17 protein-coding genes are annotated in these 13586 nt (G+C 62.7%); 4 read left to right on the top strand and 13 right to left on the bottom strand.

Going from position 1 to position 13586, the window contains the following annotated elements; all coding sequences use genetic code 11:
- A partial coding sequence (locus C0456_RS18345) for a dihydrodipicolinate synthase family protein (protein ID WP_291055292.1) occupies positions 1-893 on the top strand: 893 nt, incomplete at its 5' end.
- Between the two features lie 33 nt (positions 894-926).
- Here the strand turns inward: C0456_RS18345 and C0456_RS18350 are convergent.
- The 3 genes from C0456_RS18350 to C0456_RS18360 all read right to left on the bottom strand — a co-directional run bounded on the left by C0456_RS18350 (position 927) and on the right by C0456_RS18360 (position 4310).
- Positions 927-1706, bottom strand: a complete 780-nt coding sequence (locus C0456_RS18350) for an aldolase (protein ID WP_291055295.1) — start codon at positions 1704-1706, stop codon at positions 927-929.
- A 72-nt stretch (positions 1707-1778) separates the two neighbouring features.
- On the bottom strand, positions 1779-3254 hold the full coding sequence (locus C0456_RS18355; protein WP_291055298.1) for a catalase: 1476 nt from the start codon (positions 3252-3254) through the stop codon (positions 1779-1781).
- 171 nt (positions 3255-3425) lie between these two features.
- On the bottom strand, positions 3426-4310 hold the full coding sequence (locus C0456_RS18360; RefSeq protein WP_291055300.1) for a dihydrodipicolinate synthase family protein: 885 nt from the start codon (positions 4308-4310) through the stop codon (positions 3426-3428).
- 124 nt (positions 4311-4434) lie between these two features.
- Here C0456_RS18360 and C0456_RS18365 point away from each other — a divergent pair, with 124 nt between their 5' ends.
- Complete coding sequence (locus C0456_RS18365; RefSeq protein WP_291055303.1) at positions 4435-5316, top strand: LysR substrate-binding domain-containing protein; 882 nt, start codon at positions 4435-4437, stop codon at positions 5314-5316.
- A 43-nt stretch (positions 5317-5359) separates the two neighbouring features.
- Here C0456_RS18365 and C0456_RS18370 read toward each other — a convergent pair whose 3' ends face one another.
- The 3 genes from C0456_RS18370 to C0456_RS18380 form a co-directional block, all read right to left on the bottom strand.
- The gene (locus tag C0456_RS18370) at positions 5360-5905 is read right to left on the bottom strand and encodes a redoxin domain-containing protein (protein ID WP_291055306.1); all 546 of its coding nucleotides are present in this window, start codon (positions 5903-5905) and stop codon (positions 5360-5362) included.
- Between the two features lie 58 nt (positions 5906-5963).
- Positions 5964-6506 (bottom strand): carboxymuconolactone decarboxylase family protein, encoded by a 543-nt coding sequence (locus C0456_RS18375; RefSeq protein WP_291055309.1) that lies wholly within the window; start codon positions 6504-6506, stop codon positions 5964-5966.
- Positions 6507-6608: 102 nt separating this feature from the next.
- The gene (locus C0456_RS18380; RefSeq protein WP_291055312.1) at positions 6609-7352 is read right to left on the bottom strand and encodes a hypothetical protein; all 744 of its coding nucleotides are present in this window, start codon (positions 7350-7352) and stop codon (positions 6609-6611) included.
- A 106-nt stretch (positions 7353-7458) separates the two neighbouring features.
- Between C0456_RS18380 and C0456_RS18385 the strand changes: the two genes are divergently transcribed.
- Together C0456_RS18385 and hemC are read left to right on the top strand one after the other, a co-directional pair.
- A complete protein-coding gene (locus C0456_RS18385; protein WP_291055314.1) occupies positions 7459-8139 on the top strand; it encodes a MarR family winged helix-turn-helix transcriptional regulator in 681 nt (226 codons plus the stop codon).
- Positions 8136-9131, top strand: a complete 996-nt coding sequence (gene hemC / locus C0456_RS18390) for a hydroxymethylbilane synthase (protein WP_291055317.1) — start codon at positions 8136-8138, stop codon at positions 9129-9131. Before C0456_RS18385 ends, hemC begins: the two co-directional genes overlap by 4 nt.
- A gap of 24 nt (positions 9132-9155) precedes the next feature.
- On the opposite strand, the gene C0456_RS18395 is transcribed toward hemC, so the two are convergent.
- The 7 genes from C0456_RS18395 to C0456_RS18425 form a co-directional block, all read right to left on the bottom strand.
- Positions 9156-9827, bottom strand: a complete 672-nt coding sequence (locus C0456_RS18395; RefSeq protein ID WP_367179315.1) for an MOSC domain-containing protein — start codon at positions 9825-9827, stop codon at positions 9156-9158.
- 53 nt (positions 9828-9880) lie between these two features.
- Entirely contained in the window at positions 9881-10582 is a 702-nt protein-coding gene (locus C0456_RS18400) for a glutamine amidotransferase (RefSeq protein ID WP_291055323.1), read from the bottom strand.
- Positions 10583-10829: 247 nt separating this feature from the next.
- Positions 10830-11111 (bottom strand): hypothetical protein, encoded by a 282-nt coding sequence (locus C0456_RS18405; RefSeq protein WP_291055325.1) that lies wholly within the window; start codon positions 11109-11111, stop codon positions 10830-10832.
- Positions 11112-11120: 9 nt separating this feature from the next.
- Positions 11121-11417 (bottom strand): type II toxin-antitoxin system RelE/ParE family toxin, encoded by a 297-nt coding sequence (locus tag C0456_RS18410; RefSeq protein WP_291055328.1) that lies wholly within the window; start codon positions 11415-11417, stop codon positions 11121-11123.
- Positions 11414-11692, bottom strand: a complete 279-nt coding sequence (locus C0456_RS18415) for a type II toxin-antitoxin system ParD family antitoxin (RefSeq protein ID WP_367179314.1) — start codon at positions 11690-11692, stop codon at positions 11414-11416. The genes C0456_RS18410 and C0456_RS18415 overlap by 4 nt, the downstream gene beginning before the upstream one ends.
- 180 nt (positions 11693-11872) lie before the next feature.
- Entirely contained in the window at positions 11873-12472 is a 600-nt protein-coding gene (locus C0456_RS18420) for a thermonuclease family protein (RefSeq protein ID WP_291055334.1), read from the bottom strand.
- Complete coding sequence (locus tag C0456_RS18425; RefSeq protein WP_291055337.1) at positions 12469-13266, bottom strand: toprim domain-containing protein; 798 nt, start codon at positions 13264-13266, stop codon at positions 12469-12471. The genes C0456_RS18420 and C0456_RS18425 overlap by 4 nt, the downstream gene beginning before the upstream one ends.
- Between the last annotated feature and the right edge of the window lie 320 nt (positions 13267-13586).

The following is a 13586-nucleotide window of genomic DNA, read 5'->3' on the forward strand; positions in this document are numbered from 1 at the left end:
TATGCGCATTTCCGCTGACGCCGGCAGATAGCGAGGGTGTTGTCGACGTCGACGCTGTTGGCTTGTTGATAGATCGCCTTGCAGCAGCTGGGGTTGCTTCAATCGGGCTGTTGGGCAGCACAGGAGGTTTCGCCTATCTCGATGGGAGACAACGGCAGCGCGCGACACAGGCGGCTGTTGAGGCGGCTGCCGGACGTGTCCCGATCATCGTCGGCATAGGCGCGTTGCGCACCAGCTGGTCACGACATCTCGCGCGTGACGCCGAGCAGGCCGGCGCGGCCGGCCTGCTCTTGCAGCCCACGTCGTACCTGCCCCTGACCCCGGCGGAAGTTGGCGACCATTACCGAACCATCGCGATCGAAACCGATCTGCCGCTCTGCATCTACAACAATCCGGGGTCGACCAACTTCGTCTTCTCGCATGACTTGATCGTCGATCTCGCAACGATCCCGAACATCGTAGCGATCAAGATGCCGCCGCTCAGCGATGACGCTTACGCGGTCGAGCTGGATCGCCTGCGGCCTCGCCTCTCCGATACATTCAGGATCGGCTACAGCGGCGACTGGGTGGCGTCGGCGTCGCTGCTCGCCGGAGCTGACGCGTGGTTCAGCGTCATAGGTGGTCTGTTGCCGATACCTGCGCTGCAGCTGACGCGGGCTGCCATATCGAACGACAAAGCAGCGGCCGATGAACTCGACCGAGCCTTCGAGCCGCTTTGGAAGCTGTTCCGTGAGCATGGCAGCTTCCGGCTGCTGTATGTTATCGCCGATCGGCTGAAACTGCCTCTTGGGGATCCTCCGCCCCCCATCCGGCGAGTAGATGCCAGCATTATCGAGGCGGTGGAGCATGCAATGGAAACGATGGCCGCCACGAGCCGTCCCGGAGGGTTTTAATCATTCGGGATGGCTCGCGCCTGTGACTGTCTGTCAGAGCAGGCAGTCGTTGTGCTGGTTGAGGATGCGGCGCGAATAGTAATCGAAGGCTGCGCTGTGCCGCTTGGGTTTGGAAATCCAATCGTGAGCCTCGCGCGCCAACGCTTCCGGAATCGGCTTGACCTCGCCCGCTGCCATCGCGAGCAGCTGCATCTTCGCCGCGCGCTCGATTAGGATCGCAAGCACGCAAGCTTCCTCAATCGTCGCGCCGGCAATGAGTTGGCCGTGGTGTGACAGGAGAATGGCCTTCTTGTCACCAATGGCTGCCGAGATGATCTCGCCTTCCTCATTGCCGACAGGAACACCCGGCCAGTCCTTCAGGAAGGCGACGTCGCCGTAGAGCGGGCAGAGATCCATGTGGGAGACTTCGAGCGGGACTTCGAGCATCGATAGCGCCGCGATGTGGAGGGGGTGCGTATGGATGATGCAGTTCACGTCGGGCCGGGCTCGGTACACCCAGCTGTGGAAGCGGTTGGCCGGATTGGCCATGCCCGGACCATCGAGAACGTTGAGATCCTCGTCGACCAGCAACAGGTTCTCCGCGCTGATTTCGTCGAAGCCTAGGCCGAGGCGCTGCGTGTAATAGGTGCCGGCCTGCTCGGCGCGACACGTGATTTGCCCCGCCAGGCCGGAATCATGACCGCCCTCGAACAGGATGCGGCAGGTGAGCGCGAGCTTCTGGCGATCGGTCCAGCTGTTCGTCGTAAGCGCGGTTTTCATCCGGGCTTCGGCGAGCTGGACAAGCTCATTCTTGGTTGCGGTCATTGTGGTCATCGGTCGAAACTCCTCGACATGCAGGGTTAAGCCGCGAGGTCGGTGCGGTGCCTCGCGGACGGCAGCGACGCGCTATGCCGCTTGATCGGTCACCGGGTTGGGTTCGCGCTTATCGTGGTGCAGCCGGGCCACGGCCTCCGCCACACCCTCGCCATAGGCGGGATCGGCGGCAGCGCAGTTGGCGATGTGTCGCTCGATGATCGGTCGCGAGGCGCCGTTGATTGCGCGTGCGGTGTTGTCGAACAGCAATTGCCTTTGCTGCGGCGTCATCAACCGGAACAAGGCTCCGGGCTGCGAAAAATAGTCTTCGTCCTCGCGGTGATCCCACCGCGCGGTTGCCCCTTGGTTGCGCAGCGGGGGCTCGCTGAAGTCGGGTTGCGGCTGCAACGCGCCTCGGCTGTTCGGTGCATAATGTGTGCTGCGCCCGCCGTTGCCGTCGACCCGCATGGCGCCGTCGCGATGATAGCTGTGCATCGGGCAGCGCGGCGCGTTGACCGGGATTTGGGCATGGTTGACGCCAAGCCGGTAGCGCTGGGTGTCGCCATAGGAGAACAGGCGGCCCTGCAACATTCGATCCGGCGAGAAGCCGATCCCCGGCACGACGTTGGCCGGCGAGAAGGCCGCCTGCTCGACATCCTGGAAAAAGTTCTCGGGATTGCGGTTGAGCTCGAACTCGCCGACCTGGATCAGCGGGAAGTCGCCCTTGGGCCACACCTTGGTGAGATCGAACGGGTTGAACGTGCAGGCGTCGGCCTCGTCTTCGGTCATGATCTGGACGAACATGGTCCAGCGCGGAAAGGCACCAGCGTCGATGCTGTTAAGCAGGTCGCGATGGTGGCTCTCCCGGTCACCGCCTATAACCTGCTGGGCCTCGGCATCGGTAAGGTTCTCGATGCCTTGCTGCGTGCGTAGGTGGAATTTGACCCAGAAGCGCTCCCCTGCGGCGTTGATGAAGCTGAAGGTGTGGCTGCCGAAGCCGTGCATGTGTCGGTAGGAGCGGGGGATGCCGCGCTCGCTCATCACGATCGTGACTTGATGCAGTGCCTCGGGCAGAAGCGTCCAGTAGTCCCAATTATTCTCGGCGCTGCGCATGCCGGTGTAAGGATCGCGCTTCACCGCGTGGTTGAGGTCCGGGAATTTTAGAGGATCGCGGATGAAGAACACCGGTGTGTTGTTGCCCACCAGGTCCCAATTGCCCTCTTCGGTGTAGAACTTCATCGCGAAGCCGCGAATGTCACGCTCGGCGTCCGCGGCGCCGCGTTCGCCGGCGACAGTGGAGAACCGCACGAACATGTCGGTGGTCTTGCCGATTTCGGCGAAGATCTTCGCTTTGGTAAAACGCGTGATGTCATGCGTGACTGTGAAAGTGCCGAACGCGCCCGATCCTTTGGCATGCATGCGTCGCTCGGGGATCACCTCCCGGTCGAAGTGGGCCAGCTTTTCCAGAAACCAGACGTCCTGAAGCAGCGCCGGCCCTCGAGGTCCGGCCGTCATGGTGTTGTCGTCGTCCGCGACGGGGGCGCCGAATGCAGTAGTGAGTTTGGACATGGCGATCTCCTGTAATCAGTATTGAACAACCAGGTTTTTCGGGTCGCACTGGTTCAATTGCGAGGCGCAGCATCAATCAGCTGGGTGCGTTCCAAATCGGATCGCAGTGCGGCACCGAGCAAGCGGATCGCCGCAGCGGCCTGGCTTTGGCAGGAGAGACGCCGCGCCACGTTAGTACGCTGCCAGCAGACGCCGCAGCTCTTCTAACCGCTCGCCGGTGAGGGGCTGCAATGGACGGCGCGGATCACCCGCCTCAAGCCCCTGCAACCGCAGGCCGGCTTTCACGGTCGTTGGGAGGCCGCCGTGGACGATGAAACGGAGCAAGGGCAGGAGCTTGTAGAAAAGCGTGCGCGCCTGCTCCAACTCTCCCGCGTCGACATGGGCGATAAGCTCGGCAGGAGCTGATCCCAGCAGGTTCGGCGCCGCTGTGCACCAGCCATGCGCGCCAGCGGCGAGCGCCTCGAGCGCCAGATGGTTCGCGCCGTTGTAGAAGGGGATCGTCCCGTCCGACAACTCGTGGATTGCGTGCATGCGATGGATATCGCCGCTGCTTTCCTTGATGAGGTCGACGCCGGCAATCTCCTGAACCATCCGCACCAAGAGAGCGGGCGACATGTCGACGCCGCTCGTCGCAGGGTTGTTGTAGACCATGATCGGCAAGCTGGTCGCTGCGGCGATCGCCTCGAAATGCGCGAAAATCTCAGCGTCGGTAAGTTTCCAGTAGGAGACCGGAATCACCATCAGGCGGTCGGCGCCGGCCCGCTCGGCGAACCGCGCCTTGGCGACAGCGGCGGCGGTGGTCAGCTCGCCGATACCAACGATCAGCGGCACTTCGCCGCCAACCACTTTGACGCCCATTTCAACGGCGCGCTGCCACTCCTCCTCGCGCAGATAGGCGCTTTCGCCAGCACTGCCGAGGATCGCGATCGCGGCAGGATCTGTCGAGAGCAGGGCGCTCAGGACCTGCCGGAACGCCGTCTCGTCAATCCCCGCGTCATCCGCAAGGAACGGCGTGACAGGGTAAGCGATAATGCCATGAATGGGCGTGTGCTGCATAAAATCTCCATGAGCGGCGGCCGATGAAGCGCCTTCGGCCATCCCTATGGTGAGACTGTCATGTAATTACGGAGATAAGGCCAATACCTTGATCCTATAACGACAATAAGGCAGACTTATCGTCATGGAATTGAGGACTCTGAAGTATTTGGTTGCCGTCGCGGACAGGCTCAGCTTCACCGCCGCTGCGCGCGAGCTGAACGTGTCGCAGCCAGCCCTGTCACAGCAGATCAGGCAGCTTGAGGAAGGTCTCGGCATACAGCTCTTCGCGCGGACTCCGCACCGTGTGGTGGTTACGCAAGGCGGTCAGCTTGTTGTCGATCATGCGAGGCGCATCCTGGATGGAACAGGCCGCCTTCAAGAAGCAGTCGCGGCGTTCCGCGGTCTCGAGCGTGGCAAGCTGCGACTGGCGGTCACCCAGAGTTTCAATGCGCTGCATGTAACGGCGGTGCTCTCAGCCTTCATCCGTCAGCATCCCGCGATTGACGTAACGGTGCTGGAATGGGCGAACAGCGCTATCATCGCCGGTGTGGCGGAAGGGGCGCTCGATCTCGGCGTGGCGTTCGGACCTATCGAAGTGTCGGTCGCGGCCCAGGAACTCTACCAAGACCGGCTGATGCTCGCCTGTTCGCGGCAGCATCCCTTCGCCTCGCAACCCGTTGTCCCCCTCGGGTCATTGGCGGGAGAGGCCTTAGCCCTTCTGACGGCCGATTACGGCACCAGACGTGCGCTCGACCGCTTTTTCGAGGTCCATGAGGTCGAGCCGCAAAGGATCATCGAACTCGATACGTTCGGCTCCATTTTGAAGCTAGTCGAGACCGGCGTGTGCGTTTCGGTAATGCCGGGATCACCGCTCGATGACAGCCCAGCGCCAAGCGGCGTCATATTCCGTACGCTCGACCCGGCCCCGCCGATCCGAAGCATTCAGCTTCTGCAGCAGCCTACGGCAGCGCGATCCCCGGCAGCGGCGGCGTTCGCTTCGCTGTTGCAGAGTCGGTTTCGCTGAACCTGTCGGCGCCACACGGGCACGCGTCAGGCCAGCCCAATAGTCAGCAGGAAGTCGCGCCGATCTCGCAGCGCGGGCCGTGATCGTCCGGCACGTCGGCTGCGGAGACCGATTTGAGCGCGGCGTCGCGCATCAACGCCATGATCTCGGCGCCAAGCTGCAAGTCGGGGATATGGCCGAAATGCTGTCGACGCAGGCGGCCGTCGGCGTCGATCAGCAGCAGGGTCGGGGTGCCTTGAAAGCCATAGGTTCGCATCGTGGTCGGGATCGGGTCGCCAGTGACGTGGCGGTCGATACCGACGGGAAAGCGGACCCCATATTCGTGGAGAAAAGCGCGCAAGCTGGGCTCACGCATCGCTTCGTGATGCTCGAACACGCTGTGCAGGCCGATGACGGCAAGCTGGTCAGCGGGGAAAAGCCGGTGGATACGATTCAGCTGCGGTATGGTCTCTGCAACGCAGCCTGGGCATAGCATCTGAAAGCCGGCAGCTACGATGGGTCGCCCGCGCAGCGAGGCGAGGGAGATCGGCACGTCTGTGTTGAGCCAGGTCGTGATATCCCATTCGGGAGCCATACGGAGGGCCACCATCGTGTTGTCCTTGAAGTGAGGCGGGAGCGACCGGTGTCCGGTCGCCCCCGGAGGTAGGTCAGGCGGCCTTCAGAAGGCGAACGGTGGGGAAGTCCACCGGCACCGCCAGCGCGACGTTGATGTAGTTGGTGAACAGGTTGAGCGCGACATGAGCGACCAGCTCGACGATCTGCTCGTCATCGAAGCCAGCATTGCGAAGGGCTTCGACATCCGCGTCGTCGACCTGGGCACGATTGGTGACAAGCTTTTCGGCGAATGACAGCGCCGCAGCCGTGCGTGGGTCGGAGGAACGCCCCGCCTGAGCCTCGCTCATGTCTTCGGCGGAAACGCCCGCCTTCTTGCCGAGCATTGTGTGCGCGGCCAGGCAATATTCGCAAGCGTTGCGATCCGCGACAAGCACGGCGATCTGCTCGCCAAGCTTCGCGCCGAGCGTGCCGTGGCCGAGCGCACCGAAGCCGGCCCACATCATTTCGAGGGCGGCAGGCGAATTGGCAACGGCGCGGAACATGGCCGGCGTGGCGCCGAACGCGGCGGTGATCTGGTCCAGCAGCGGCTTGCTGGCGGTGTCTGCCTTCGGGTCGACGAGGGGTACTCTGCTCATGTTCGATCTCCTTTGGGATGAGCGTGGGGAAACATCGAAAATATCGTCATGCTCGGCCTGTGCGATCGGGGGGCGATGACCGCACAGGCCGAGACGGCCCGGCTACTTCATGATGCGGCCGGGAAGACTGAGGTCGCCGCTGGCGACATCGAAGACGTCGGCCACGCAGGCGAGCGGCGCATGCACCGAGGCGTTGATCCTGAGGCCGGAGGTCACACCGTCAAACTTCACGCCAGCGGTGTCGCCGAGCGAGGCGGCAGGCACCTTCACCGACACGGTCTTCCCGGAAATCTGCGGAGCGATCTTGGGGCTATCGATCAGGATCGGCAGACCCGGCCATGTGGCGGGCAGGCGGGGTTTGGTGCCTTCCGGAATGTCCCTGATCTTGAGCTTGCCAGGGCCGCAGGCATCGTCGGGAACCAGCACCACCCAATGGCTGTGCCACAGGTCGCCGTCGTTCTTGGGATCGCCGTCACCATTCTCGTCATAGAGAGGGGTGTCATCGAAGTCGGGGTGGGAGGTGACGGCGAACGCGACGATGCCCTGATCGGCGTCGAACCCGATTACGCTCGAATTGATGCTCGTCGGCCAGACGTAGGAGTAGATTTGCGAGCCAGCGAGTTGTCCGGTTTTCGCAGGCTTTGATTTTCCTGCTTTGCCGCTTACCGCCATCGTGAAAACGAGGTCGGTGCCAGAGCGCTCGATCTTCGTATGGACAATGTCGAAGCTAGGCGATTGGGCATTGCCGGAGTTCGCCTTGATGTCGTGGGCGCCAGCGCCGGCAGCGATAGCGAGAAGCGCTCCTGCGCCGGTCAGCCACGTTACTGCCCTCGAAACTCTCGTCATTTCTGTCCTCCTGTGTGTCGTCGAGCGATATCGATTCGACAGCGAATGTTAGGAGTGCTAACTATGCAGTCTCAGTCAGTCAAGAGAATGTTAGGAGTGCTAACGCTTGTCAGCGATTTTTGACTCTATTTCCGAGCCGATCTCGCGGCGGGTCACCGCTGGTCTGACCAAGATCGGGCTGGTTCTGCGAAGTCGAGCTTGGAAAGGCGCCGGCTCTGCGGGTGTGACACCAACCCAAGGCAATGCCTTAGGCATGTTGCGGGATGCGCCGGACGGCCTGAAGCTATCCGAAGTGGCGAAGACGCTGGGGATTTCGGCGCCTACTGCCAGCGACGCGATAAATGCGCTCGTGACGAAAGGGCTGGTCGTCAAACAGGCGGGAGCTGATCGGCGGTCTATCAGTCTTGCGCTCTCACTCGAAGGGGAGGCTGCGGCCGATCGAACGCGTGAATGGCCCGAGTTCCTAGCCGATGCCGTGGAAACGCTTGACCCGGCTGAACAGGCGGGGCTGCTGCGTGCCTTGGTAAAGGTGATACGGTCGCTCCAGGCGTCAGGCGACGTTCCTCTACAGCGGATGTGCGTCAGCTGTCGGTTTTTCAGGCCCTACGCCCATGATGATGGCGTCAATCCGCATCACTGCGCCTACGTCGACGCGCCTTTCGGCGATCGTCATCTCCGTCTCAATTGCGCGGAGTATGTAGAGGCGGAGGCGGGGGATCAGGCCATAGCTTGGCAGGCCTTCGCTCATCGCCAATCTGTCGCCCAGACCCTGAATCAGGCGCCATGACCCAGGAGACCGGAGTAACCGGTGGCAGGTTCCGGTTGGGTACACGTGGCTCACCACTCGCGATCGCACAGGCGCAGATGGTCGCCACTGCCTTGCAGGCTGCGCACGATTTGGAGAACGTGGAGATCGTGACTGTACAGACGAGCGGAGATCGGGTGAACGATCGCTCGCTCGCCGATCTTGGGGGCAAGGCCCTGTGGACGCGCGAACTGGATCGGGCTTTGCTCGACGGTCGGGTGGAAGCCTGCGTTCACTCGATGAAGGATGTCGAAACGACCCGATCGCGACAGATAGTGGTTGCGGCCATGCTGCCCCGCGCCGATGTCCGTGATCGGTTGATCGGCGCGCCGTCGATCGCCGCCTTGCCGAACGCCTCAGTTGTCGGCACGTCGTCTCCGCGACGTGCAGCGCAGCTGCGCCACTGGCGGCCCGACCTTCACATACTCCCGATCCGCGGCAACATAGCGACCCGACTGGGCAAGGTTGATCGCGGCGATGTGGATGCCACCATATTGGCCGCCGCAGGTCTTGATCGTCTCGACCAACGAGCGTTGGGAATAACGATCCCGACCGAAATCATGCTTCCGCCGGCGGGGCAAGGTGCGATCGGGATCGAGACGTTGAGTGACAGTCCGGCGCGCAGTCTTGTGGCCGCCATTGACCACCAAGCGACCAGCATGTGCGTGTTTGTGGAACGTGAGCTATTGGCCTTTTTGGGTGCCGGGTGCCGCTCGCCCGTTGGAGCCTTGGCGACCGTGGATGCGGACGGGTTAATGCTGAGGGCTGAATTGCTCAGCGAGGACGGAACTATCCGCGTCCACGGCGCGATGCGAGGCGCGCTCGGCTTCAACTTGGCGCGAGAAGTTGCACGGGACCTGCTGTCACGCGCGCCACCCGCCATCCTCGACCGGCTCTTCGATTCCGATAGGCGGCCCGATATCGAGGATGCATCTGGATCGCAGGAAATGATGCCCTCGCCGCTGCGCATGTGAGCATCCCTGCGTCGAGGCCGGCCATCACGATCCTTCCAAGCGCCTAGACCAATCTTCAATGGCGCCCTTCTGGAGACGGTGTTCGGCGATCGATCGCCACCGCTGCGGAAGGTGCGCCAAAGCGGTCATCGCGCGCAACTCCTCCCGATTGAGGGGGTCCAGATACAGAATCCTGTGAAGCCGAGCGATCGTCCAGCTGGGCGTTAGGCGATCGATCAGCTGTAACATGTCGCCAGGCCTGACGGTGCCTTGTTGGACGACACGGTAATACCATCCTGTCCGCCCGCTGCGCTGCATCTCCAACGCAATATCGGGCAGCTCGAACCGCAGATTGAGCCTGAAGCAGGGCTGTCGGCCCTGCGAGACTTCGACAATCGCGCTTCCCAAGGCGAAGCGATCACCGATTGCGATGTCCGCTTCGGTGAGCCCCATCGTCGATATATTCTCGCCAAATGCTCCGGAGCTTTGGAGAAGAGGGCTATCGCCAATCTGTCCAATCCAAGCAGCGTAATGGTCGCGCGGATAATGGTGTACTGCCTTGTCGGGGCCGCCGTGATGCTGCCGATCCCCTTGCTCATCGCCGGCAAAGCCGGTCCGAGTGAGCGGGACCGGGCCTTCCACAAGGTCTTTGCGAATGCCGCTCGGCACCCCGCGCGGACCGAGTGGGCATGCACGTCCGACATGTATGCTGTCCACCTTCCAGCAACTCGGATATGATGTCGCGCCGAGCCGCTTTTGAGGCTGGAGGCTTATGCCGTCAGCTGCGTCAGCCACGATGTAAGCACCTCCGTCGCTGCTCGTTTCAGCGCCGGCGCCTCGGCTGTCACCCGGCGCTGCAGATTGTCAGCGTCAATACCCTCTCGGCGCAGCGTAGCGGCGCTATCCGCCAGCCATTCACCAATGTTCTCGCCCGCTTCGAGATGAAATTGCAGCGCCAGCACGTTACGGCCGAAGGAGAAGGCCTGATTGGCGTAGGCAGTTGTCGACGCAAGGAGGATCGCCCCTGTCGGGAGGTCGAAGGTATCGCCATGCCAGTGGAGCAACTGGTCGCCGGGCCTGATCGCTTTCAAGGGAGACAGCCTGCCCGCATCGCTCAATTCCACTGTACCCAAGCCGATTTCCTGAACCGGACCCGGATATACTTGGGCACCAAGCGCGTGCGCGATGAGCTGGGCACCCAAACATATACCCAGAAGCGGCCGACCGGCCTCGATGCGGGCTTGGATCAGGTGAATCTCCTCGTTGATGAACGGGTATTGATCGGCCTCGTACACGCCCATCGGGCCGCCCAAGATCACGACAAGCGATGTGCGGATCGGATCGAGCGTCCAAAGTTCATCGATTCCGGCATCATAATAGTGGACCTTGTAGCCCGCTGCGGCGAGCACCTCTTCAAAGTAGCCCAGGTCTTCGTAATGCACGTGCCGAATGGCGACCGCTGTCTTCAGCACGACTCCTAATCCTTCTAGAAAAAAGACGATCGACTCGTCTTGCTCTAGGCACGAAGGGCAGCGTGAAGAAGTGCAGGCGGAGTGATAACGACGATAAGCAATCCCTATTAAGCCCTGCCGAATGATGCTGGCGTCGGATGTGCCATGTTCACCGCAAAGCGGTTGCAGAGCGACCTGCAAGCCACGCGGCCAACTCCAGCAACAGGTTCTTGGGGGGTGTGCCACGTGGCACACCCTCCGCGCCCCGTCAGAACCATTGGCCTTGCAGGACCGGGGTGAACTCGATTCCGAGCGCGACGACGACGGCGACCAGCGCGGCGAGCGTGAAAAGCGCGAGCCGCGCCGGGATGCCGGGGCGCGCGCCGCTGGGCTGTGTGAGGGCGATGGCGCTGCCGATCGCGACGGCGAGGATCAGCGCTGGCCCCAGCTCGTAAAGAACCAGGCCGGGAAGACGGTTGGGCAAGAGGTAGGGGAAATTACGGATAGGGCGGCCGATCAGGATCGCGGTCGGTGAACCGCGCTCAAGCATCGGCGGACGTCAGATCAGTTGCAGGGCGCGATCGTGATCCTGGCCGGGGCCGAGAAAGCGCAGAACGAGGATGCGATCGGGGTCCAGTCGATACAGGATGCCGTAGCGCCGATAGGACCGGCGCCGGATGCCGTGGCGCTCGTAGCGCGGCACCAGCGGGTATCCTCGGGGCAGGTCGGCAAGGCGGCGGGCCGCCTCGCGCAGCTCGCCGACGAAGCTGATCGCCCGTTCGGGATTGTCCTTCTCGATATGCTCGGCGATGTGATCTAGGTCCGCCAACGCCCCCGGCGTGAGGACAACTCTCATTGCGGCTGCGCGGCTGCCCGGTTCCGGATACGCGCGATGATCGTGTCACACGCCTCGTCGAGGTCATGGACGCGCCCCGCTTCGGCATCGGCAAGCCCCTGCTCGATCGAGGCGTCCAGCTCGTGCAGCCAGCGTTCGACGTCCTGCGTCTCGCCCTGGTCGCGGCGAATAAGATCGCGCACATAGTCGCTGACGCTGGCATAATGGCCGCTGTCGATGCGGCGCTGCACGTAATCGCGCATGGGATCGGGGAGAGACACGTTCATCGAAGCCATAAATCACCTAGATACTATGATGGCAAAAACTGCCATCATTTTCAAGGCGCCCGCCCGCACGGGCGGTCCGTTGTGGCCTAGCCTGATCGTCACCCGCATGGGCGGAAACCCGGCTACGGGGTTCCGCGGAGCGCCGCGACAGCGGCGCGGAGTAGAGCGCGGGCCGAAGGCAGGCCCCGCCTACTTCTTGATCGTGCCTACGCTGCATCCCTGTGGCACCTCTGCACGCCGAACGGCAAGTTGACGCATCCCTTCATAGTCCACAGCCCAAAGTCCTGCCCGTCGCGCTGCTGCCTGTCTCATCAAATCGACATAGGCTCCGCCCGAAAACACGCGGTAATCGACTGCATATCCCTGAGCGACCATAGTTGCCCCGACACTGGCGTTATTCGCGGGAAAACGACATGCCAGATTGAGACGCCCGTAACTCTCGGGGTCTGTGCGACACTGATTCTCGCGCCGAAGTGCATAGTCGAACATCGACACCGAACAGTCCATTCCACCGTCTCGCGTCGCCAGTGCCCTCAACGCTTCCGAGGAAATCGCCTTGAGCTGCGGCAAATCATCATCGGGCGCATCGATTCCGACGATTCGTACCCGGCCATTGGGAAAGTCGACCGTATCGCCATCGATAATCCTTGGCTGAACGGACGTCAGGCGCGTCTTCGACGCTTGAACCAACGATTCCCTGTTCTGCGTGATCGCGTAGCCCGCAACGATAAGGAACGAGATTCCCATCGTCCATCGCTGGAACGGCGTCGCTCCGGGGAACAGCTTCACAGCGAACGGATCTCGCGCAAGAGGTCGTTCCAATCGCCAGCATGGGGCGGCGGCTTGACGGCGAGCTGGCGGCCATTGGCCGTCAGGTGCGGGGTGGCGCGCTCGATAGCGCGCGCCGCCTCGGCCCCATGCTGGCTGTAGATGACGACGGTGTGGACGCTCTCGGGGATGGCGATCGCCTGATACCGCTCGATCCCCAGGACGGGCCACACGAAGCGGCCTGGCCCGAGCAGGTTCATCACGCTTGCCGCGTCCTCGACGCCCTCTGCGAGGCGCAGGATGCCGTCCAGCGGGGTTCCGCCCCAGCGGACGGCGCCGACGCCGGGATTCCCCAGCATCCGCTTGGGTTCCTCCATATCGGCCTTCCAGCGCCCATCGGGCGTCAGGAAGGTCCGGTGGATGGCGACCACGCCGGCGTCTTCCTCGATTGGCACGATCAGCGCCGGGGCGAACGCCTTGGACGCGCCGGCGCCGCACTGGCAGCGCGGATCGAAGCGCGCGTTGATGCCGTCGGGAATGATGAGTCGGCCCTCGCGCAGATAGCGATCGGCGAGGGTGCCGGCGAAGGGCTCGGCGTGGCGCCAGATTGCGACGGCGAGCTTGTTGAGGTCGGTCTTGCTCTCGTGGCGCTGGCCCGGGTCGTGGTCAGCGGGCGCGAGGATCTTGCCCGAGCGCAGCGCCGCCATGATCGCGTCGGCGGTGCAGCCAGCGAAGCAATGGAACAGCACGGCGCGCTCGCCGACACGGATCGACAGGCTCGCCGTGCTGTCGGCATGCGCTGGGCATCGACACATGGCATAGTCGCCGTGCCATCTCCCTCCAAGCTGGCGAACGATCCGTTCGGCTTGCTCCTCGATCGACGATGCTTTCCGGGGTGACTACACGAGAGTGACGTATCTGCACGCTCTCATGACTGCCATCTGCGTTACAAGGCGAGTTTACGCGTCCGCTGGCCTTTGGGCTAGCGGTGAATTTGGCATGGCCGGAGTGCCGCGGGCTCCTGATCGACGACGATTGATCACGCTCTCATCCGCGGATTGATTACCGCAATACCCGTTTCCGTCGCTGGACCTTCCTCACTCTAAGCACGGGCATCGGACTTGCCTGCCCCAAC

The sequence above is a fragment of the Hyphomonas sp. genome, from assembly GCF_013823385.1.
Lineage (GTDB): Bacteria > Pseudomonadota > Alphaproteobacteria > Caulobacterales > Hyphomonadaceae > Hyphomonas.